20 protein-coding genes are annotated in these 20,878 nt (G+C 62.4%); 18 read left to right on the top strand and 2 right to left on the bottom strand.

Features of this window, described 5'->3' with window-relative positions; translation table 11 throughout:
- Positions 1-98 precede the first annotated feature (98 nt).
- The 16 genes from BBI10_RS05165 (at position 99) to BBI10_RS05240 (ending at position 17,175) form a co-directional block, all read left to right on the top strand.
- Positions 99-662, top strand: coding sequence for a sigma-70 family RNA polymerase sigma factor (locus tag BBI10_RS05165; RefSeq protein WP_083233031.1), 564 nt, complete (start codon positions 99-101; stop codon positions 660-662).
- Positions 659-1,390 carry an anti-sigma factor gene (locus BBI10_RS05170; RefSeq protein WP_065987308.1) on the top strand — a complete coding sequence of 244 codons (732 nt, stop codon included), beginning with the start codon at positions 659-661 and terminating at the stop codon, positions 1,388-1,390. Before BBI10_RS05165 ends, BBI10_RS05170 begins: the two co-directional genes overlap by 4 nt.
- A gap of 694 nt (positions 1,391-2,084) precedes the next feature.
- Positions 2,085-4,214 carry a flagellar biosynthesis protein FlhA gene (gene flhA, locus BBI10_RS05175; protein ID WP_065987309.1) on the top strand — a complete coding sequence of 710 codons (2,130 nt, stop codon included), beginning with the start codon at positions 2,085-2,087 and terminating at the stop codon, positions 4,212-4,214.
- A gap of 11 nt (positions 4,215-4,225) precedes the next feature.
- The gene (flhF, locus tag BBI10_RS05180; protein WP_065987310.1) at positions 4,226-5,569 is read left to right on the top strand and encodes a flagellar biosynthesis protein FlhF; all 1,344 of its coding nucleotides are present in this window, start codon (positions 4,226-4,228) and stop codon (positions 5,567-5,569) included.
- A gap of 117 nt (positions 5,570-5,686) precedes the next feature.
- Positions 5,687-6,520, top strand: coding sequence for a flagellar synthesis regulator FleN (gene fleN / locus BBI10_RS05185; RefSeq protein WP_037011520.1), 834 nt, complete (start codon positions 5,687-5,689; stop codon positions 6,518-6,520).
- The gene (gene fliA / locus BBI10_RS05190; protein ID WP_065987311.1) at positions 6,517-7,260 is read left to right on the top strand and encodes an RNA polymerase sigma factor FliA; all 744 of its coding nucleotides are present in this window, start codon (positions 6,517-6,519) and stop codon (positions 7,258-7,260) included. The genes fleN and fliA overlap by 4 nt, the downstream gene beginning before the upstream one ends.
- Positions 7,261-7,503: 243 nt before the next feature.
- Positions 7,504-7,878: a chemotaxis response regulator CheY gene (locus BBI10_RS05195; RefSeq protein WP_172612850.1), complete on the top strand. Its 375-nt coding sequence runs from the start codon at positions 7,504-7,506 to the stop codon at positions 7,876-7,878.
- Positions 7,879-7,897: 19 nt separating this feature from the next.
- Positions 7,898-8,686 (top strand): protein phosphatase CheZ, encoded by a 789-nt coding sequence (locus tag BBI10_RS05200; RefSeq protein ID WP_065987312.1) that lies wholly within the window; start codon positions 7,898-7,900, stop codon positions 8,684-8,686.
- Between the two features lie 144 nt (positions 8,687-8,830).
- Complete coding sequence (locus BBI10_RS05205; RefSeq protein ID WP_065987313.1) at positions 8,831-11,173, top strand: chemotaxis protein CheA; 2,343 nt, start codon at positions 8,831-8,833, stop codon at positions 11,171-11,173.
- A gap of 335 nt (positions 11,174-11,508) precedes the next feature.
- Positions 11,509-12,681 (top strand): protein-glutamate methylesterase/protein-glutamine glutaminase, encoded by a 1,173-nt coding sequence (locus BBI10_RS05210; RefSeq protein ID WP_065987314.1) that lies wholly within the window; start codon positions 11,509-11,511, stop codon positions 12,679-12,681.
- The gene (locus BBI10_RS05215; RefSeq protein ID WP_065987315.1) at positions 12,681-13,421 is read left to right on the top strand and encodes a flagellar motor protein; all 741 of its coding nucleotides are present in this window, start codon (positions 12,681-12,683) and stop codon (positions 13,419-13,421) included. The genes BBI10_RS05210 and BBI10_RS05215 overlap by 1 nt, the downstream gene beginning before the upstream one ends.
- A 7-nt stretch (positions 13,422-13,428) precedes the next feature.
- Positions 13,429-14,310 (top strand): flagellar motor protein MotD, encoded by an 882-nt coding sequence (gene motD, locus BBI10_RS05220; protein ID WP_065987316.1) that lies wholly within the window; start codon positions 13,429-13,431, stop codon positions 14,308-14,310.
- Between the two features lie 37 nt (positions 14,311-14,347).
- A complete protein-coding gene (locus tag BBI10_RS05225; protein WP_065987317.1) occupies positions 14,348-15,136 on the top strand; it encodes a ParA family protein in 789 nt (262 codons plus the stop codon).
- A gap of 113 nt (positions 15,137-15,249) precedes the next feature.
- Complete coding sequence (locus BBI10_RS05230; RefSeq protein ID WP_065987318.1) at positions 15,250-16,206, top strand: CheW domain-containing protein; 957 nt, start codon at positions 15,250-15,252, stop codon at positions 16,204-16,206.
- An 84-nt stretch (positions 16,207-16,290) separates the two neighbouring features.
- Entirely contained in the window at positions 16,291-16,770 is a 480-nt protein-coding gene (locus BBI10_RS05235; RefSeq protein ID WP_065987319.1) for a chemotaxis protein CheW, read from the top strand.
- A complete protein-coding gene (locus BBI10_RS05240; RefSeq protein WP_065987320.1) occupies positions 16,771-17,175 on the top strand; it encodes a DUF2802 domain-containing protein in 405 nt (134 codons plus the stop codon).
- A 131-nt stretch (positions 17,176-17,306) separates the two neighbouring features.
- Here the strand turns inward: BBI10_RS05240 and BBI10_RS05245 are convergent, their stop codons facing one another.
- The gene (locus tag BBI10_RS05245; protein ID WP_065987321.1) at positions 17,307-17,627 is read right to left on the bottom strand and encodes an EscU/YscU/HrcU family type III secretion system export apparatus switch protein; all 321 of its coding nucleotides are present in this window, start codon (positions 17,625-17,627) and stop codon (positions 17,307-17,309) included.
- Complete coding sequence (locus BBI10_RS05250) at positions 17,627-19,255, bottom strand: flagellar hook-length control protein FliK (protein WP_065987322.1); 1,629 nt, start codon at positions 19,253-19,255, stop codon at positions 17,627-17,629. The genes BBI10_RS05245 and BBI10_RS05250 overlap by 1 nt, the downstream gene beginning before the upstream one ends.
- A gap of 161 nt (positions 19,256-19,416) precedes the next feature.
- On the opposite strand from BBI10_RS05250, the gene ccmA reads away from it, so the two are divergent.
- Both ccmA and ccmB read left to right on the top strand, forming a co-directional pair.
- A complete protein-coding gene (ccmA, locus tag BBI10_RS05255) occupies positions 19,417-20,052 on the top strand; it encodes a cytochrome c biogenesis heme-transporting ATPase CcmA (protein WP_065987323.1) in 636 nt (211 codons plus the stop codon).
- Positions 20,049-20,720: a heme exporter protein CcmB gene (ccmB, locus tag BBI10_RS05260; protein WP_065987343.1), complete on the top strand. Its 672-nt coding sequence runs from the start codon at positions 20,049-20,051 to the stop codon at positions 20,718-20,720. Before ccmA ends, ccmB begins: the two co-directional genes overlap by 4 nt.
- The last annotated feature ends 158 nt before the right edge of the window (positions 20,721-20,878 follow it).

A 20,878-nucleotide genomic window follows, 5' to 3' on the forward strand; every position in this document is an offset into this window, starting at 1 on the left:
GTCAGGCAGCGTCGCTGGCGCACAAAGTCATCTACGCTGCACCGACGCAACCCCGGCCTCTGGACCGGGGTATTTCTTTTCGTTGGCGGTTGAGCATTTTGTCCTTACCTGAAGACTGTTTTGACTACGAAGCCTGTCTGGCGGCCTGCGCCCGAGGTGAGCAGCAGGCCTTGCACGACCTCTACACCCAGGAGAGCGCACGCCTGCTCGGCGTCGCCATGCGGATCGCCCGCAGCGACGCGCTGGCCGAGGACATCGTGCACGACGCCTTCCTCAAAATCTGGACCCGCGCCGGCAGTTTCGACCCGGCGCGAGGCACGGCCCGTGGCTGGATCTTCAGCGTGACCCGGCACCTGGCGCTGAACTTCATGCGTGATAGCGCGCACATTGTTCAGGTCAGCGAACAGAGCGAAAGCGCTTTACTGGCCGAGGCCTCACTGGAGGCAGTCACCGAAGCCGACACCTTCGAATACCGTGCTCGCTCGGGACGTATCTATGGGTGCCTCGAGCAACTGGAACCGGCGCGTCGCAACTGCATTCTTCATGCGTACGTCGACGGCTATTCGCACTCGGAGATCTCGCAGAAAGTGGGCGCGCCGCTGGGCACGGTGAAAGCCTGGATCAAACGCAGTCTGGTGGCATTGCGGGAGTGCATGGGATGACAGGCTATCCGTCGAAAGACAGCGCCAATGAACTGGACGCACTGGCCAGCGAGTACGTGTTAGGCACACTGCCGGCCGAGCAACGACTCGACGTCCAGAGCCGCCTCGCCACGGACACCGATTTGCGCGCAGCGGTGGACGCGTGGGAAGGGCGCCTGCTGGCCTTGACCGAACTCGCCGAACCCCACACCCCAAGCCCACGGCTGTGGGGGCGGATCGAGCGCAGCATGATCAGCCACGAACGCCGGGCCCCCGACGTAGCGCCTCCCGTGAAACCGCATTCATGGTGGGATCTTCTGCCGTTGTGGCGCGGACTTGCCGGCGCCGGTCTTTTTGCCACCCTGCTGCTGGCCACAATGCTGGTGACCCGGACAGCACCGGTAAACCCCACGACCTACCTCGTCGTGCTCGTCGCCCCACAGAACCAGGCCCCCGGCTGGGTGATCCAGGCCAACAACCCGGAAGAAATCCAGCTGATACCCCTGGGCGCCACCCCAGTCCCGACCGACAAAGCCCTCCAGTTCTGGACCAAGGCCGACGGCTGGCAGGGCCCCGTGTCCCTGGGCCTGGTCAAACCCGGCCAGACCCTCTCCGTCCCCGTAAACAAACTGCCGCCCCTGCAACCCAACCAACTCTTCGAACTCACCCTCGAAAACCCCAGCGGCTCCCCGACCGGCAAGCCCACCGGGCCGATTCAATTCATCGGGCGGGCAGTGAAAGTGATCTAGCGCTTGGTGGGGACAAGCGCTTGGCGGGGACAGATTAATTTACGGTGAAGCGCTGTAAATAAATCAGTCCCCTCGAGCCGCCCTCGAGGCGATCAGCCGTGGGTGCGGGACGCTAGGCTTGCGGTGTCCCACCTGACGCCTTCCCGGCTAAAGCCGGTCCCGCAAAAAGCAGCGCGTGCATTCAGTGAAATTGGTGGTGGTCACACAGGCCTATTCCCGGCTAAAGCCGGTCCTACCAAGCGTAAGCGCGCTTCTGATCTTCATGCACAAAAAGTCCAGACACCACCCATCGCGACTTGGGTGCAGGCCGAACGCAGACGACGCGCAGTGGGCCGAGCCGCATGGATGCGGCGAGAGCGCCGTCAGGACATGGATGTCCGTTCGGCGCGGGCCCACGGAGCGTCGTCGGAGTGAGGGAATCCCGACGGAGGAGGGACCTAGCCAGGAGCAGGCACCCTTGGTTACTTGGGGTGCTTTTCCAAGTAACTCGCCGAAGGCGAAACCGAGGCCGTTAGGCCGACGCTCTTGATCTTGATCCCCACCGCAGCGATGCAAAACCGTCGGACGACCACAAATCTGAATACTGGCACTCTGATATTTTCAACTCACTGTCAAATGTTGGACCCCTTCTTGCAATAACCCCGATACAACGCTTCGGCGTCAAAAGATTGATTTAACGCGCAGGTGCCCATTGGTGGAACGCTCACAACTCATCTCCCACGCCAGAACCGGATTGATCGGCCTGGGCCGTGGACAACTTGGCGTACCGCTACTGCTCCTCGTCATGCTCGCCATGATGATGCTGCCCATGCCGCCGTTCCTCCTGGACGTCTTCTTCACCTTCAACATCGCCCTGTCCATCGTCGTCCTGCTCGTCTGTATCTACGCCCTGCGGCCCCTCGACTTCTCCGTATTCCCGACCATCCTCCTCGTCGCCACCCTGCTGCGACTGGCCCTCAACGTCGCCTCCACCCGCGTCGTCATGCTCCACGGCCAGGACGGCCACGCCGCCGCCGGTAAAGTCATTCAGGCGTTCGGTGAAGTCGTCATCGGCGGCAACTACGTCGTCGGTATCGTCGTCTTCGCCATCCTCATGATCATCAACTTCGTCGTCGTCACCAAAGGTGCCGGGCGCATCTCCGAAGTGAGCGCGCGCTTCACCCTCGACGCCATGCCCGGCAAACAGATGGCCATCGACGCCGACCTGAACGCCGGCCTCATCGACCAGCCCGAAGCCAAACGCCGTCGCCTCGAAGTCGCCCAGGAAGCCGAGTTCTACGGCTCCATGGACGGTGCCAGCAAGTTCGTCCGCGGTGACGCCATCGCCGGCCTGCTCATCCTCTTCATCAACCTCATCGGCGGCATGCTGGTGGGCATCCTGCAACACGGCATGACCTTCGGCGACGCCGGCAAGGTCTACGCGCTGCTGACCATCGGTGACGGTTTGGTGGCGCAATTGCCATCACTGCTGCTGTCCACCGCGGCCGCGATCATGGTGACTCGTGCGTCCGGTTCGGAAGAAATGGGCAAGCTGGTGGGCCGCCAGATGTTCGCCTCTCACAAGGCACTCGCCGTGTCCGCCGGGATCATGATCGTCATGGGCCTGGTCCCGGGCATGCCGCACTTTTCCTTCATCAGCCTCGGCCTGGTCGCCGCCGGCGGCGCCTACCTGCTGTGGAAGAAAGAGAACCAGGTCAAGCTCGCGGCGGTGCAGGAGGTCAAACGTCAACAAGAGCTGCTGCCATCGCCGACCCGCGCGCAGGAATCCAAGGAGCTGGGCTGGGACGACGTCACCCCGATCGACATGATCGGCCTGGAAGTCGGTTACCGCCTGATTCCGCTGGTGGACCGTAACCAGGGTGGTCAATTGCTGGCGCGGATCAAGGGCGTGCGCAAGAAGCTCTCCCAGGAGCTGGGCTTCCTCATGCCGACCGTGCACATTCGCGACAACCTCGACCTGGCGCCCAGCGCCTATCGCCTGACGCTCATGGGCGTGACCCTGGCCGAAGCCGAGATCTACCCCGACCGCGAACTGGCCATCAACCCCGGCCAGGTATTTGGCAGCCTCAACGGCATCACTGCCAAAGACCCGGCGTTTGGACTGGAGGCCGTGTGGATCGAAATCAGCCAGCGCGCCCAGGCGCAATCCCTCGGTTACACCGTGGTGGACGCCAGTACCGTGGTGGCGACCCACTTGAACCAGATTCTCTACAAGCACTCTCATGAACTGATCGGCCACGAGGAAGTCCAGCAATTGATGACCCTGCTGGCCAAGGGATCGCCAAAACTGGCGGAAGAGCTGGTCCCGGGTGTGCTGTCGCTGTCGGCCCTGCTGAAGGTGCTGCAGGCGCTGCTCGCCGAACAGGTACCGGTTCGCGACATCCGCTCCATCGCCGAGGCTATCGCCAACAACGCTGCGCGTAGTCAAGATACCGCCGCGCTGGTGGCTGCAGTACGGGTCGGATTGTCCCGCGCAATCGTCCAAAGCATTGTCGGCATTGAGCCGGAGCTGCCTGTGATCACCCTTGAACCAAGGTTGGAACAGATATTGCTAAATAGTCTGCAGAAGGCAGGTCAGGGTCAGGAAGAAGGCGTTCTCCTCGAACCGAGCATGGCTGAGAAACTTCAGCGCTCGTTGATCGAAGCGGCGCAGCGTCAGGAGATGCAGGGGCAGCCGGTTATTTTGTTGGTCGCAGGTCCGGTTCGCGCCATGTTGTCCCGCTTTGGACGGTTGGCTGTACCGAATATGCATGTTTTGGCTTACCAGGAAATTCCTGACAATAAGCAAGTCACCATCGTAGCGACTGTCGGGCCTAACGGCTGAGGTAGTGAGTCATGCAAGTTAAGCGTTTTTTCGCCGCCGATATGCGACAAGCCATGAAACTGGTTCGCGATGAGCTGGGCGCTGAAGCCGCCATCATCGGGAATCGGCGGATCGCCGGCGGCGTGGAACTGACCGCGGCCCTGGACTACAAGTTGTCTGCGCTGGCCCCCCGTGTGCCGAACATCGAACTCGAAGAAGAGCTGCGCAAGACTCAGTCGCGCATCGTCACCGCTCAGGCGGAGCTGACCCACCGCAGCGAGCTGGACACTGTCGCCAATCGCCAGTTGTTCGTCGGTCTGGCGATGGATGACAGCAAGCAGATCGAACCGACCCTGGAAGAACCGTTTCGCCCGTCGGTCCACGCCGCAGTGGCCGCCGAGCGTGCCGAACGCAACGCCGAGCCGGCCGTCGGCGACCGTGCCTACGAGGCGATGCGCTCCGAATTGAACGGCCTGCGCGAACTGCTGGAAGTCCAGCTGGGCTCGCTGGCCTGGAACCAGCTGCAAGGCAGCCGTCCGCAGCAGGCCAACCTGTGGCGCCGTCTGCAACGCGTTGGCCTCTCCGGCCCACTGTCCCGCGATCTGCTGGCGATGGTCCCGGAATCCGGTGATCAGGCTCACACCTGGCGCATGCTGCTGGCCCATCTGGCCCGCATGATTGCCACGCCGGACATCGAACCACTGGAGGAGGGCGGTGTGATTGCCATGGTCGGCCCTGCCGGCATGGGTAAAACCACCACGCTGGCTAAACTGGCGGCCCGATATGTGTTGAAATACGGCGCGCAAAATATCGCGCTGGTGAGCATGGACAGTTTCCGCATTGGCGCTCAGGAACAGCTTAAAACCCTGGGCCGGATCCTCAATGTACCGGTCACCCACGTCGACCCGGGCCAGTCCCTGGCACAGGCGCTGGAGCCGCTGTTGCGCAAGCGCGTGGTGTTGATCGACACCGCCGGCCTGCAAGCCAGCGATCCGGCACTGCGTCTGCAACTGGAAACCCTCGCCGGCCGTGGCATCAAGGCGCGCAACTACCTGGTGCTGGCAACAACCAGCCAGAAGCAGGTGCTGTCAGCGGCTTATCACAGTTACAAACGTTGCGGCCTGGCCGGGTGCATCCTGACCAAGCTCGACGAAACGGCCAGCCTCGGCGAAGTGCTCAGCCTGGCCGTGACACACGAACTGCCTGTGGCCTATCTCACGGATGGCCCACGGATACCGGATGATCTGCATTTGCCGCGTCGGCACCAATTGGTGAGCCGGGCTGTGAGTGTGCAGATGCAGGAGGAGCCTAGCGAGGAAGCGATGGCGGATATGTTTGCGGATCTTTATCACAGCACCGGCAAGCGTGCGGGCTAGGTAGAGAAATGACAGTGGAATTTTCCTGCATCGATGGTCTGCCAGGCATTGTTCAGGCACTGAACGTGCAGCCCGACATGTGGCTTAGGTCTAAGCAAGACAAGGTAAACAATTAACATGGGCAGCATGCATCCCGTACAGGTTATCGCGGTGACCGGTGGCAAAGGTGGCGTAGGCAAGACCAACGTTTCAGTGAATCTTTCACTGGCGCTGGCCGAGCTGGGACGTCGCGTCATGCTGCTGGACGCCGATCTGGGTCTGGCCAACGTCGACGTATTGTTGGGTCTGACCCCCAAGCGCACCCTGGCTGATGTCATCGAAGGGCGGTGCGAGCTGCGCGATGTCCTGCTGCAGGGCCCGGGCGGCGTACGCATCGTGCCGGCGGCATCGGGCACCCAGAGCATGGTCCACCTGACCCCGGCGCAGCATGCCGGGCTGATTCAGGCTTTCAGTGACATCGGCGACAACCTCGATGTGCTGGTCATTGATACGGCCGCCGGCATCGGCGAGTCGGTCGTGAGCTTTGTCCGCGCCGCCCAGGAAGTGCTGCTGGTGGTGTGCGACGAGCCCACGTCGATCACCGACGCCTACGCCCTGATCAAACTGCTCAACCGCGATTACGGCATGAACCGCTTCCGCGTCCTGGCCAACATGGCCCAGAGCCCGCAGGAAGGGCGCAACCTCTTCGCCAAGCTGACGAAAGTCACCGACCGTTTTCTCGACGTGGCCCTGCAGTATGTAGGCGCCGTGCCGTACGACGAATGCGTACGCAAGGCCGTGCAGAAACAGCGCGCCGTGTACGAAGCGTTTCCGCGTTCCAAATGTGCCCTGGCGTTCAAGGCCATCGCGCAGAAAGTCGACACCTGGCCGCTGCCGGCGAACCCGCGCGGTCACCTGGAATTTTTCGTAGAACGCCTCGTGCATCACACCAGCGCAGGGCCCGTCTCATGACAGCAAGTGGCTATCGCATGTACAGCAAATCGTCCAAAGACTCCCAGTATGAGCTGATCGAGCGTTATGCACCGCTGGTCAAACGAATCGCCTACCACTTGCTGGCGCGTCTGCCGGCCAGTGTGCAGGTCGAGGATTTGATTCAGGCGGGCATGATTGGCTTGCTCGAAGTCTCGACCAAATACGACTCCACCAAAGGGGCCAGTTTCGAGACGTACGCGGGTATTCGTATCCGTGGCGCGATGCTCGACGAAGTGCGCAAGGGGGACTGGGCACCGCGCTCGGTCCACCGCAACACGCGCATGGTCAGCGACGCGATTCGTGCAATCGAAGCAAAAACCGGCCGTGACGCTAAAGATCACGAGGTTGCTGCCGAACTTGAATTGAGTCTCGACGATTACTACGGGATTTTGAACGATACCCTGGGCAGCCGCCTGTTCAGTTTCGACGACCTGTTGCAGGACGGCGAACACGAAGGGCTGCACGAGGACGGCGCGAGCCAGTCCCTCGAACCGTCGCGGGATCTGGAAGACGAGCGCTTCCAGGCCGCGCTGGCCGAGGCGATCGCCAACTTGCCCGAACGTGAACGCCTGGTCTTGTCGCTGTACTACGACGAAGAGCTGAACCTCAAGGAAATCGGTGAGGTCCTGGGGGTCAGCGAATCGCGTGTCAGCCAGCTGCACAGTCAATGCGCGGCGCGGTTGCGCGGTCGTCTTGGCGAGTGGCGCGCACGTTCGTGAATCAGGCGCAGGCCATGAGGCCTGCGTGTTTTGCTTGTAAGACCGGCTGTGCAAGACGTGAGCGGGAAGCAAAAGAGACACGGCAGGAGTCGGTCGAACCGGGTCGTAGATGATCCGGTTTCGCTGCGCTCGTTCCGGTCGATTGAAACCCCTTTTCATGTTCGGCACAGACGGTATTGATTGGACGCGCGTTCAGGTGCTGAACGCGTTAAAGACTGCTTGGAGGTCGAATTGGACAAGAACATGAAAATCCTCATCGTTGATGACTTCTCAACGATGCGGCGGATCATAAAAAACCTGTTGCGTGACCTTGGGTTCACCAACACGGCCGAAGCAGATGACGGACTCACCGCATTGCCCATGCTGCAAAGCGGCGCCTTTGACTTCCTCGTCACTGACTGGAACATGCCGGGCATGTCCGGCATCGACCTGTTGCGTCAGGTGCGTGCCGACGAGCGTCTGCGCAGTCTGCCGGTGCTGATGGTGACTGCCGAAGCCAAGCGCGAGCAGATCATCGAAGCCGCTCAGGCCGGTGTGAACGGCTACGTGGTGAAGCCGTTCACCGCGCAAGTGCTCAAAGAAAAAATCGAAAAAATATTTGAGCGCGTCAATAGCTGATGTCCGCTGCGAGGGCGCTATGGATTCCAAAGATTCGACAATGGGTGACTTTGAGTCAACCCTGAAGAAACACGCACAAGAGCTGGTCGCGAGCCTTGAAAAAGGCAAGTTCGGCGACGCCGTGCAACTGATCCATGAGCTTAACCAGACCCGCGACCGCGGCCTGTATCAGGAAGTCGGCAAACTGACGCGCGAGCTGCACAGCGCGATCGTCAACTTCCAGATCGACCCGAACATGCCCCAGGCCGAGGAGGTCTCCCAGATCACCGACGCCACCGAGCGGCTGTCGTACGTGGTCAGGCTGACCGAAAACGCGGCCAACCGGACCATGGACCTGGTGGAGCAGAGCACGCCGTTGATGCACGGGCTCAGTGATGACGCCAAGGCGTTGAGCGCCGATTGGGGACGCTTCATGCGCCGCGAAATCAGCGCCGAAGAGTTCCGTGATCTGGCCCGCCGCGTCGATGTGTTCCTGACCCGCAGCGAGAAAGAGACCACCGAAGTCTCCGCGCATCTGAACGACATTCTGCTGGCTCAGGATTACCAGGACCTCACCGGTCAGGTGATCAAGCGCGTGACCACGCTGGTCACCGAAGTCGAGCGCAATCTGCTCAAGCTGGTGCTCATGGCGAGCCAGGTGGACCGCTTCGCGGGCATCGAGCACGACCAGGAAATGTTCCGTCAGCAAAAAGAACAAGAAAAACTTCACTCCAAGGGTGAAGGTCCGCAGATTCATGCCGATAAACGTGAAGACGTTGTATCCGGACAGGATGATGTTGACGATCTGCTATCCAGCCTCGGATTCTGATTCGGTCATTCTGTCTCGGTCTTCAGGTTTTCTGTGAAAGTGGCTGCTGGACCCGCGCGCCAATGCTTCGACGAAAGCAATGCGCGCAGGCCGTCAGTGCAGCCTCCGGATCGGTTTGACGGTTAATTTTAGGAGCACCCCCCAATGAGCTTCGGCGCCGATGAAGAAATCCTTCAGGATTTTCTGGTAGAGGCCGGCGAGATTCTCGAGCTGTTGTCAGAGCAGTTGGTCGAGCTGGAAAGCCGGCCGGACGATGCGGACCTGCTCAATGCAATTTTTCGCGGTTTTCACACTGTAAAAGGGGGCGCCGGCTTCCTCCAGCTCAATGAGCTGGTTGAATGCTGTCACATCGCCGAGAACGTTTTCGACATCCTGCGCAAGGGTGAACGCCGCGTCGACTCGGAGCTCATGGACGTGGTCCTTGAAGCACTCGACACCGTCAACAGCATGTTCGGTCAAGTGCGCGAGCGCTCCAGCGTTACCCCCGCCACACCTGAATTGCTGGCCGCGCTGGCTCGCCTGGCCGAGCCTGCTTCGCAAGAGGAAGTGGCTGCAGCCCCGGTGGTCGAAGAGCCGGTGGCAGAAGCGCCGTCCGAAGACATCACCGACCTTGAATTCGAACAGCTTCTGGATTCGCTGAACGCCGTCAAGGCGCAAGCGGCGGGCGGTCCTGCACCGGTTGCCTCTGCCCCTGCGGCAGCCGCACCTGTCGCGGCAGCACCGGCGGCAGCGGCTCCCGCTGCACCGGCGGGCGCTGCGGCCAGCGATGAAATCACCGACGCTGAATTCGAATCACTCCTCGATCAGTTGCATGGCAAAGGCCAGTTCGCCGTCGATGCCGTGCAACCGCCGGCGGCCGTGACGCCGTCTGCCGCACCGGCCAGTGACGAAATCACTGACGACGAATTTGAGTCGCTGCTGGATCAGTTGCATGGCAAAGGCTCGTTCTCGCCGGATGCCGTTGGTACTGCTGCTCCTGACGCCGCGGCTCATGCTGCTCCTGCTGCCGCTGCGCCTGCCGCGCCGGTTGCACCTGCGGCCCCGTCGAAAGCGGCGGCCTCGGACGAAATCACCGACAACGAATTCGAAGACCTGCTGGACCAGTTGCACGGCAAAGGCAAGTTCGAACCTGCGGTGGCCGCCGCGGCACCGGCTGCGCCTGCTGCACCGGTCAACAAGCCTGAGCCCGTGGCCAAAGCCGAACCCGCCAAACCGACGCCTGCTGCGGCGGCACCGGCCAAAGCGACGCCTGCCTCTGCGCCTGCTCCGGCGCGTGCTGCTGCTCCGGCGGCCAGCGAAAAACCGCCGGCTGAAGCCGAAACCACCGTGCGCGTCGACACCGCGCGGCTGGACGAAATCATGAACATGGTCGGTGAACTGGTGCTGGTGCGTAACCGCCTGGTGCGCCTGGGCGCCAACAGCGCCGATGAAGCCATGTCCAAGGCCGTGTCCAATCTGGACGTGGTGACTGCTGACCTGCAGACCGCGGTCATGAAGACCCGCATGCAGCCGATCAAGAAAGTGTTCGGTCGCTTCCCGCGACTGGTTCGCGATCTGGCCCGTCAGCTGAAGAAAGAAATCAGCCTTGAACTGGTGGGTGAAGAAACCGACCTGGACAAAAACCTCGTCGAAGCCCTGGCCGACCCGCTGGTCCACTTGGTGCGCAACGCGGTCGACCACGGTATCGAGTCGCCTGAAGAGCGCGAGGCGTCGGGCAAGGCCCGGAACGGTCGTGTGATTCTCTCGGCTGAACAGGAAGGCGATCACATCCTGCTGTCGATTTCCGATGACGGCAAAGGGATGGACCCTGCGGTCCTGCGTGCGATCGCGGTCAAGCGTGGCGTGATGGACAAGGACGCAGCGGATCGCCTCAGCGACACCGACTGCTACAACCTGATCTTCGCACCGGGCTTCTCGACCAAGACCGAGATTTCCGATGTGTCCGGGCGTGGCGTGGGCATGGACGTGGTGAAAACCAAGATCTCCCAGCTCAACGGCTCGATCAACATCCATTCGACCAAGGGCCTGGGCTCGAAGATCGTCATCAAGGTCCCGCTGACCCTGGCGATCATGCCGACGCTGATGGTCATGCTGGGCAATCAGGCCTTCGCGTTCCCGCTGGTCAACGTCAATGAGATCTTCCACCTGGACCTGTCGACCACCAACGTCGTCGACGGTCAGGAGGTGGTCATCGTCCGCGACAAGGCGCTGCCACTGTTCTACCTCAAGCGATGGCTGGTCAGTTCGGCGGCTCACGAGGAGCAGCGCGAAGGTCACGTGGTGATCCTGTCGGTCGGCACGCAACGCATCGGCTTCGTGGTGGATCAGTTGGTCGGCCAGGAAGAAGTGGTCATCAAGCCGCTGGGCAAGATGCTGCAAGGCACGCCGGGCATGTCGGGCGCTACCATCACCGGTGACGGTCGCATTGCACTGATTCTCGATGTCCCGAGCATGCTCAAGCGCTACGCGGCACGACGGATTGGTTAGGCAGGATCGGCTTAGGCAGGCGGCTTTCGATGTTCTGTAGGACCGCTTCAGCCGGGAAGAGGGCAGGGTGAACACCCTCGATTTTGTGGTGTGAAACCCGACGCCTTCTCAGTAGGACCGGCTTTAGCCGGGAAAGGGCCGGTATGAACACTGTGGATGTATCGGTGTGAAACCCGACGCCTTCCCGGCTAAAGCCGGTCCTACAAATAGACCCGGTCCTGTTTCAAGCGCGAAAACCGGTCTCACTGGCCTGTCCCGTATCGCCAATGTGACCCAAGCTACGTGATTCAGGGCGCGCCGACCCTCAGGGGTGGCGCGCGCTCTTTGGAGTGTTTATGGCAGTCAAGGTTCTCGTCGTGGACGACTCGGGTTTTTTCCGACGTCGTGTTTCGGAAATTCTCTCTTCAGATCCCACGATTCAGGTGGTCGGTACCGCCACCAATGGCAAGGAAGCCATTGAACAAGCCCTGGCCCTCAAGCCCGACGTGATCACCATGGACTACGAAATGCCGATGATGGATGGCATTACCGCGGTCCGTCACATCATGCAGCGCTGCCCGACCCCGGTGTTGATGTTCTCCTCCCTGACCCACGAAGGCGCCCGAGTCACCCTCGATGCGCTGGACGCTGGCGCCGTGGATTTCCTGCCGAAAAACTTCGAAGACATCTCGCGCAACCCCGAGAAGGTCAAACAGATGCTGTGCGAGAAAGTACACAGCATTTCCCGCAGCAACCGTCGTTTCGGTGGTTACACCAGCACGCCTGCCGCAACGCCGGCAGCGGTACCTTCCGCCTCAACGCCGGCACCGCGCAGCACGTCTGCCGCACCGAGCCCGTCACGTTCGGCGCCAGCCCCTGCGCCTGCACGTACAGCCGCGCCAGCGCCGCAGCATCATGCACCGGCGTCCCATCACCACGCGCCGACGTCGGCTGCGCCCAAGCGCAAAGCCTACAAACTGGTCGCGATCGGCACGTCCACCGGTGGCCCGGTGGCCTTGCAGCGGGTGCTGACCCAACTGCCGGCCAACTTCCCGGCGCCCATCGTGCTGATCCAGCACATGCCGGCCGCGTTCACCAAAGCCTTCGCCGAGCGCCTCGACAAGCTCTGCCGCATCAGCGTTAAAGAAGCCGAGGACGGCGACATCCTGCGTCCCGGTCTGGCACTGCTGGCCCCGGGTGGCAAACAGATGATGGTCGACGGTCGCGGCGCGGTGAAAATCCTGCCGGGCGACGAGCGCCTGAACTACAAGCCGTGCGTCGACATCACCTTCGGCTCGGCGGCGAAATCCTACAGTGACAAAGTCCTCGCCGTCGTCCTCACCGGGATGGGCGCTGACGGCCGTGAAGGCGCGCGTCTGCTCAAGCAGAGCGGCAGCCAGATCTGGGCGCAGGACGAAGCCAGCTGCGTGATCTACGGCATGCCCATGGCGATCGTCAAAGCCGAACTGGCCGACGCCGTTTACAGCCTCGACGACATCGGGCGCCACCTGGTGGAGGCCTGCAGCTGATGGATGTCTTGACGCTGATAGGGATCATCCTGGCGTTCGTCGCGATCATTGGCGGCAACTTCCTGGAAGGCGGGCATCTGGGCGCCTTGCTCAACGGCCCGGCCGCGCTGATCGTGCTTGGCGGTACGCTGGCGGCCTGCCTGGTGCAGACGCCCATGAGCGCGTTCAAACGGGCGATGCAGATCTTCATCTGGATTCTGTTTCCGCCACGCATCGACCTGGCCGGCGGCATTGATCGCGTCGTGTCCTGGAGTCTCACTGCGCGCAAAGAGGGCCTGCTGGGCCTCGAAGCCGTGGCGGACTCGGAGCCCGATGCCTATTCACGCAAAGGCCTGCAACTGCTGGTCGACGGCGCTGAACCGGCGGCCATTCGCGGCATTCTGGAAGTGGACTTCATCACCCAGGAAAGTCGCGACATTCAGGCCGCGAAGGTGTACGAAAGCATGGGCGGCTATGCGCCCACGATAGGCATCATCGGCGCCGTCATGGGCCTGATCCATGTGATGGGCAACCTGGCCGACCCCAATCAACTGGGCAGCGGTATCGCTGTGGCGTTTATTGCCACCATTTATGGCGTAGCGTCCGCCAACCTGTTTCTTCTGCCGGTGGCGAACAAGCTCAAGGCCGTGGCGATCCGCCAGTCGCGCTACCGCGAAATGCTCCTCGAAGGCCTGCTCTCGATTGCCGAAGGCGAGAACCCGCGCTCGATCGAACTGAAGCTGCAAGGCTTCATGGAGTGATGGACTGATGGCCCGCCGACGTCGCCACGAAGAGCACGAAAATCACGAACGCTGGCTGGTGTCCTACGCGGATTTCATCACCTTGCTGTTCGCTTTTTTCGTGGTCATGTATTCCATCTCGTCGCTGAACGAAGGCAAATACAAGGTGCTCTCCGAGGCGCTTGTCGGGGTCTTCAATGAGCCTGAGCGCAGTGTCAGGCCGATCCCCATCGGCGAGCAGAAACCGCAGACCGTACGACCCGCCGACCCGCTGGTTCAGGACAGCGACCAGACCGACGCCGCCCTGGGTCAGGCTGCGGACGACCCGCTGAAATCGATTGCCGATGACGTCAACGCGGCGTTCGGTGACCTGATCGCTTCCAAGCAGATGACCGTGCGTGGCAACGAGCTGTGGATCGAGATCGAGCTCAATTCCAGCCTGCTGTTCGGCAGCGGCGATGCGATGCCGAGCAATCAGGCGTTCGACCTGATCGACAAGGTCGCGAAAATCATCAAGCCGTTCGACAACCCCGTACACGTCGAAGGCTTCACCGATAACCAGCCGATCAACACCGGGCAGTTCCCGACCAACTGGGAGCTGTCGTCGGCGCGCTCATCGAGCATCGTGCGCATGCTGGCCATGGACGGGATCAACCCGGCGCGGCTGGCCTCGGTCGGTTACGGCGAATTTCAGCCGCTGACCTCCAACGCCACCGCTGACGGCCGCGCGCGCAACCGCCGCGTGGTGCTGGTGATCTCGCGCAACCTGGACGTGCGCCGCAGCCTCACGGGCTCGGGCACCACGGCCAATGCAAAACCGGATGCTGCGCTGCGCCGTGCTGGCACACAAACTGCACCGGTCCCGGCCAAGCCGCCGCAAGGCGTCAAATCTTCGTCATCTGCCCCTTAAACCCGGTCGTCGCTTTGGTCGGGGGGAAAACGAGTACATGAGAGTCTGGGCAGTAGCCAATCAGAAAGGCGGGGTCGGCAAGACCACCACCTCCATCGCTTTAGCCGGCTTGCTGGCAGAGGCGGGCAAGCGCGTGGTCGTGGTGGATCTCGATCCCCATGGCTCGATGACCAGCTATTTCGGGCAAGATCCCGATACGCTGGAACACAGCAGCTTCGACCTGTTCCTCAACAAGGGCGTGGTGCCTGAAGGGTTGCCTGGCCAGCTGCTGCTGCCGACCAGTGACAAGCGTATTTCCCTGCTGCCGTCGAGCACCGCGCTGGCCACCCTTGAGCGCCAGTCGCCGGGGCAGAGCGGCCTGGGGCTGGTGATTGCCAAGAGTCTGGCGCAGCTGTGGCAGGACTTCGATTACGCGATCATCGACAGCCCGCCGTTGCTCGGCGTGTTGATGGTCAACGCCCTGGCGGCGAGCCAGCAACTGGCGATCCCGGTGCAGACTGAATTCCTGGCGGTGAAGGGCCTGGAGCGGATGGTCAATACGCTGGCGATGATCAATCGTTCGCGCAAGGTGCCGCTGCCGTACACCATCGTCCCGACGCTGTTCGACCGCCGCACCCAGGCGTCAATGAGCACCCTCAAGCTGCTGCGTGACAGTTACCCGGACCACGTCTGGAATGCGTTCATTCCGGTGGACACGCGGTTGCGCGATGCCAGCCGCGCCGGCGTGACGCCTTCGCAGTTCGACAACAAGAGCCGTGGCGTGCTGGCCTACCGCGCGTTGCTCAAACACATGCTCACCGAACAGCTTGTCGGGCAGGTGGCCTGAGTGTCCGCTGATCATTATTTGTCGAGCGGCGCGTCTGCACGCTCAAGTCCATCGGCTATGCAGCCGATATCTGTTTCAGGCGGCAATCGCATCACTACTTTTCGGGCTCCCGTATGAACCGCCCCCTGGACATCGCTACACGACCACAACTGGCGCTGCAGAACTACCTTGACGCGTTGCTGTTTGACGCGACCGAGGAGCTGCAGGTCGTCGAGTCCGTCGATGAATTTCAAGCGGCCGTGCTCGAAGAGCAGGCCCATGACGCACGCATGCGTTCCGCGGTAGCGGCGGCTGTGGCTGCCGCGTTGCCCCCTGCGCTGCCGGCGTCCCAGCCTGCTCCGATGAGCCGGCCTGCGCCGGTGTCGCTGGCCTATACCGCTCAGCCTGAACCGGCCGCCGCGCGGGTGATGGAACGACCCGTGGTAATGCCACCGGTGATTCTGCCGCCGGTCATCATGCCGGAGGTCGAGCCTGCGGTTGAGAGCCCGGCCCTTGAGGCCCGGGTGGTGGAAGAACCACCAGTGGCCCTGGTCGAGCCGGTGGTTGACGTGCATCTGTCTGCCCAGCGCACACCGACGCCTCCGCCCACCGGCGACGAGCGCCCGGCCTGGGCGGCCGAGCCGTTCGAATGCCTGCTGTTCGACGTCGCCGGTCTGACCCTCGCGGTGCCGCTGGTGTGTCTGGGTTCGATTTACCCACTGGCGGGCCATGATCTGACGCCGCTGTTCGGCCAGCCGGACTGGTTCCTCGGGATCCTGCCCAGCCAGGCGGGCAACCTGAAGGTACTGGACACCGCGCGCTGGATCATGCCGGACCGGTACCGCGACGATTTCCGTCAGGGCCTGCAATACGTGATCTCGGTTCAGGGCTATGAATGGGGGCTGGCAGTGCACCAAGTCAGCCGCTCGTTGCGCCTGGACCCCAATGAAATCAAATGGCGCACCCACCGTGGTCAGCGGCCTTGGCTTGCCGGGACGGTGATCGAGCACATGTGTGCGCTGCTGGACGTTTCCGAGCTGGCCGAGCTGATCGCCAGTGGCGCGGTCAAGCACATGCACACGCGCAAATAGCATCAGTCATCACGCACATCACATAAACACAGGCCGGCGTACGAATCGTCGACCGCACGGCACAACACGCAAGGGGTTAGGGGTATGAAGAAGTCGTCAGCACAGGGTTCCGAAGATCCGATTCTGCAATGGGTCACCTTCCGCCTGGACAACGAGTCGTATGGCATCAACGTGATGCAGGTTCAGGAAGTGCTGCGCTACACCGAGATCGCACCGGTCCCGGGCGCGCCAAGCTACGTGCTGGGGATCATCAACCTGCGCGGCAACGTCGTCACTGTCATCGATACCCGTCAGCGCTTTGGTCTGCCGCCGGTTGAAGTCAGCGACAACACGCGTATCGTGATCATCGAGGCCGACAAGCAAGTGGTCGGGATCCTGGTCGATAGCGTGGCTGAAGTGGTTTACCTGCGTCAGTCGGAAGTCGAAACCGCGCCGAACGTGGGCAACGACGAATCCGCCAAATTCATCCAGGGCGTGTGCAACAAGAACGGCGAACTGCTGATCCTCGTGGAACTGGACAAGATGATGTCCGAGGAAGAGTGGTCCGAGCTGGAGAACATCTGATTGATTCTTGATGTAGCGGTCATTTTTCTGGCGGTGTTGTGGGTCGCGAGCGTCGCGATGTTCATGGCCCACACCAAACGCTTGCGCACGCTGGCCGTGCAGCAGCTGGAAGCGGATTCGCTGCGTGATCAGCGCATCCGTGAGCTGGCCCGGCGCCTGGAAAATTACCAGGGTGGCACGGTGAAAATGGGTGAGGAACTGCACGAGTTGCGTTCCATCATCGCGCTGCTGCCGGACAAGATCACTGCCCTCGAGCAGCGCGATCCTTCCACGCTGTCCTTCGCCCAGGCCGCCCGCCTGGTCGGGATGGGCGCCAGCATCGACGAGCTCACCCAATCCTGCGGCCTGACCCAGGCCGAAGCGCAGCTGATGACCAAGATGCATGGCGGTAATCGGGGCGCCTGAATGGCGGGAAACCGCGAGTTCCGGGTGCTGCGACTGATGTCTTCCCGGCTGAAGCCGGTCCTGCCGGATACGCGGTTTTTAGTGGGACCGGCTTTAGCCGGGAAGGCGTCCGTTAAGGCGCCGTGCATATTTCACCGAGGGGTGATATCCCGCTCCACCGGCCCTGCATTCGGGTCAAAGCCCACCGGAAACTTGCCTTTCAAGTGCCAGGCAAACGCGATGATTTCCGCGATGGTCAGGTACAGCTCCTGAGGAATGCTGTCGCCCAGTTCCAGGCGGGCGAGCATTTTCACCAGTTCGGCGTTTTCGTAGATCGGCACCTTGTACTCCCTGGCAATCGCCAGAATGGCTTCCGCCAGGGTGTCGTCGCCCTTGGCCGTCAGCGTCGGGGCCTGGTGGCCGTCGTAGCTGAGGGCAATGGCCTGACGCGGTGTCTGCTCGGGTCTGCTCATCAGGCGTTCTCGTCGATCCAGCGTTGTTCGAGCACGGCGCGTGGCCCCTGGGGCGGTACGCCGCGATTGCATTCCAGTTCCTTGACGTTCAGACCGCATGCCACCAGCCGCGCGCGCAGATTGCCCAGCTCGCTGGAAATAAACTCGGCGCTGCCTTCGCGTTCAGCCCATAACTGGCTGGCGATGCTGCCGGCAATCAGTTGCGCCTGCACGTGCAACGGGCCGAGCGGCTCCAGATCAAACGCCAACTCCAGCCGCCAGAGTTTTTCTCGCTCCCGGGCTTCCTGCGCCGGCGTATCGGCATGCTCATCGCGCTCGGGCGTCTCCTCGCGCTGAACCTTGACCTGCAACGGCACGATGTCGTGGGCGTTGCGCATCGGGATCTCCAGCTGCCAGGTGGTCACCTGGGTGCCGTCGGCATGGGTCCGGGTTTGCTCCAGGCCACCCAACTGATGGCTCTGCAGCCGCGATATCGCCCCCGCCGCCAGTTTCAACAGCATCTCCAGATCGTCTTTGCTTTCCGGATGGCCGAGGGTGCGCGGTGGTAATGGGAAGTTGATCGTTTCGCTCGGCGGCGCCACCAGCCCCAAAGTGCCAAAGGCGCTGCGCAACACGCTGGGCATCGCCCGCGCCAGGGTATTGCCGGCGGCGGCAGCGCTGTAACTGACGCTGTCCGGCAGGCCCGGCAGAATTTGCGTGATCAGGCGCAGCAGGTTGGCTTTCATGTCCGGCACCAGCGCCGGGTTCTGCCCGGCCAGCAAACGCGGTTCCATGAACAGGCCGCTGGCATTCAGCGCCTGGGCCACGCCCTTGGCAGTGGTCATCTGTGGGACGTCCGGCAGATCGGCCAACAGTTGCTCGATGCTGGCCCGCAGTGACGGCGAAAGGTTGTCGCCATCGGCCGGTGGCGGCAGGTTCTGCAGGGCGGTGATCAGGCCCTGCAGCGAGCCCTGCCGGCTTTGTTGTGTCGACAACTGCTGCGCCAGGGCCAGTTCATCCAGACGATTGGGCAGGGCGACGAAATTCAGCGCCTGACTGTTCTGCACCTGGGCGCTGAGCAGACTGCCGACCCGCAACGGCTGCGGGCTGTCGACGGTCAGGCTGGTGCCGGCCAGGGCCGTGTTGAGCAGGATGACGATGGAGCGGTAATTCGCCGGCTGCGCCCCGCCCGACGATTGCCCGGGGGATTGCCCCGCCAACTGCGCGACATTCTGTGCCGCCACCTGAGTGGTCAGCACTTTGCCTTGCAGCAGCGTGCCAGCGGGCAGTTGCCGCGTGTCGATGCTGGTCAGGCTGTTGGTGGCGGCTTTCTGCAGGTCCTGCACGCTGATGGTCAGGGTGTCGGCCGAGCCCTGGGCGACGTTGACGCTGGTGCCCGGCGTCAGCGGCAGCGAACTGCTGACGGGCAGGGTGGTTTGCCGGCCATTGTCCATGGTCAGTTTGAGCAAGAGCTGAAAGTCCTGCCCCAGTTGCTTGAGGCTCACCACTTCAGCGCTGGCCACCTGACCTGAGGACAACAGCCCTTCGCGCGGCTCCATCAGCTTGAGCACTTCGCCCGCCGGCACACCTGCGCGCAGCAAGGCCGTGGCCACGTTTACTGGAGAAAGATTGGGTATATCGCCTGTCATCAGATCCCGACTCGGTGAATTTGCGCTCTGGGTGGCGGGCCCGGGTATGTATAATCCGGCACCGACTGCGTCGGCGGTCCACCGTTAAGCTGCACCAGTATAACGGCCGTCATGATCCCGACTTGAACCGCCGTGCCGCTGCTACCGAAAAGAAGGTCCCGATGCCGATCCCCGTTCTTGAAGCCGTGGCGCTGACTTGCGAGCGTGACTGGCGCCTGCTGTTCGAGCATCTCGAATTGCGGCTGAGCGCGGGCGACATGGTGCAGATCAGCGGCCCCAACGGCAGCGGCAAGACCAGCCTGCTGCGCCTGTTGTGCGGACTGATGCAGCCCACCGCCGGCGATGTGCTCCTCGACGGCAAGCCCCTTGCCAGCCAGCGTAGCGAACTGACCCGCCACCTGCTGTGGATCGGCCACGCCGCCGGCATCAAAGACGTGCTCACACCCCTGGAGAACCTCGCCTGGCTCTGCGCACTGCACACCCCCGTGGCGGCCGCCGAGATCTGGCGCGCCCTCGAAGCGGTCGGCCTGCGCGGGTTTGAAGACGTGCCGTGCCATACCTTGTCGGCCGGCCAGCGCCGTCGGGTGGCACTGGCCCGCCTGTATTTGCCGGGCCCCGGCCTGTGGATGCTTGACGAGCCCTTCACCGCGCTGGACAAGCAGGGTGTCGCCCAACTGGAAGCGCACCTGGCCGCTCACTGTGAAAAGGGCGGCGCCGTGGTCCTGACCACTCACCACACGCTGAGTCGCACCCCCTCGGGTTATCGCGAGCTGGACCTGAGGCAGTGGGCGGCATGAGTCACGTGTTCACCCTGTTGATCGCCCGCGAAGCGCGCCTGCTGTTTCGGCGCCCGGCCGAACTGCTCAACCCGCTGGTGTTCTTCGCCATCGTCATCGCCCTGTTTCCCCTGGCCGTCGGCCCTGACACGCAACTGCTGCAGCGGCTGTCGCCGGGGTTGGTGTGGGTGGCCGCGCTGTTGTCCGTGCTGCTGTCACTGGACGGCCTTTTTCGCAGTGATTTCGAAGACGGCTCCCTCGAACAATGGGTGCTGTCGTCGCAACCGCTGGCGCTGCTGGTGCTGGCGAAGGTGCTGGCGCACTGGGCGTTTTCCGGGCTGGCACTGGTTCTGCTGTCTCCGCTGCTGGCGCTGATGCTGGGCCTGCCCACCGCGTGTTTGCCGGTGTTGCTGCTGTCGCTGTTGCTGGGCACGCCGGTGTTGAGCCTGCTTGGCGCGGTGGGCGCGGCCTTGACCGTAGGGCTCAAGCGCGGCGGTCTGCTGTTGGCGCTGTTGATTCTGCCGCTGTACATCCCGGTGCTGATTCTCGGCAGCGGCGCCTTGCAGGCTGCCCTTGAGGGCATGCCCGCGACCGGTTATCTGCTTTGGCTTGGCAGCCTCACCGCACTGGCGTTAACCCTGACGCCCTTTGCAATTGCCGCTGGTTTGAAGATCAGCGTTGGCGAATAATCGCACCCTGACCGAGCGGACAGTTTTTCCGTCGGCAGGTCACGGACGCTTCAGCCATAAGAAGCGCCTTGCCCTGACAGCAACTCGTGCTGAGACGCACCGTTATAAAGAGCACCGTGATGAAAAGGCAGCGTGATGAACACAAGCGCCAAGGCTAA

The organism is Pseudomonas graminis, assembly GCF_001705435.1.
Classification (GTDB): Bacteria; Pseudomonadota; Gammaproteobacteria; order Pseudomonadales; family Pseudomonadaceae; genus Aquipseudomonas; species Aquipseudomonas graminis_B.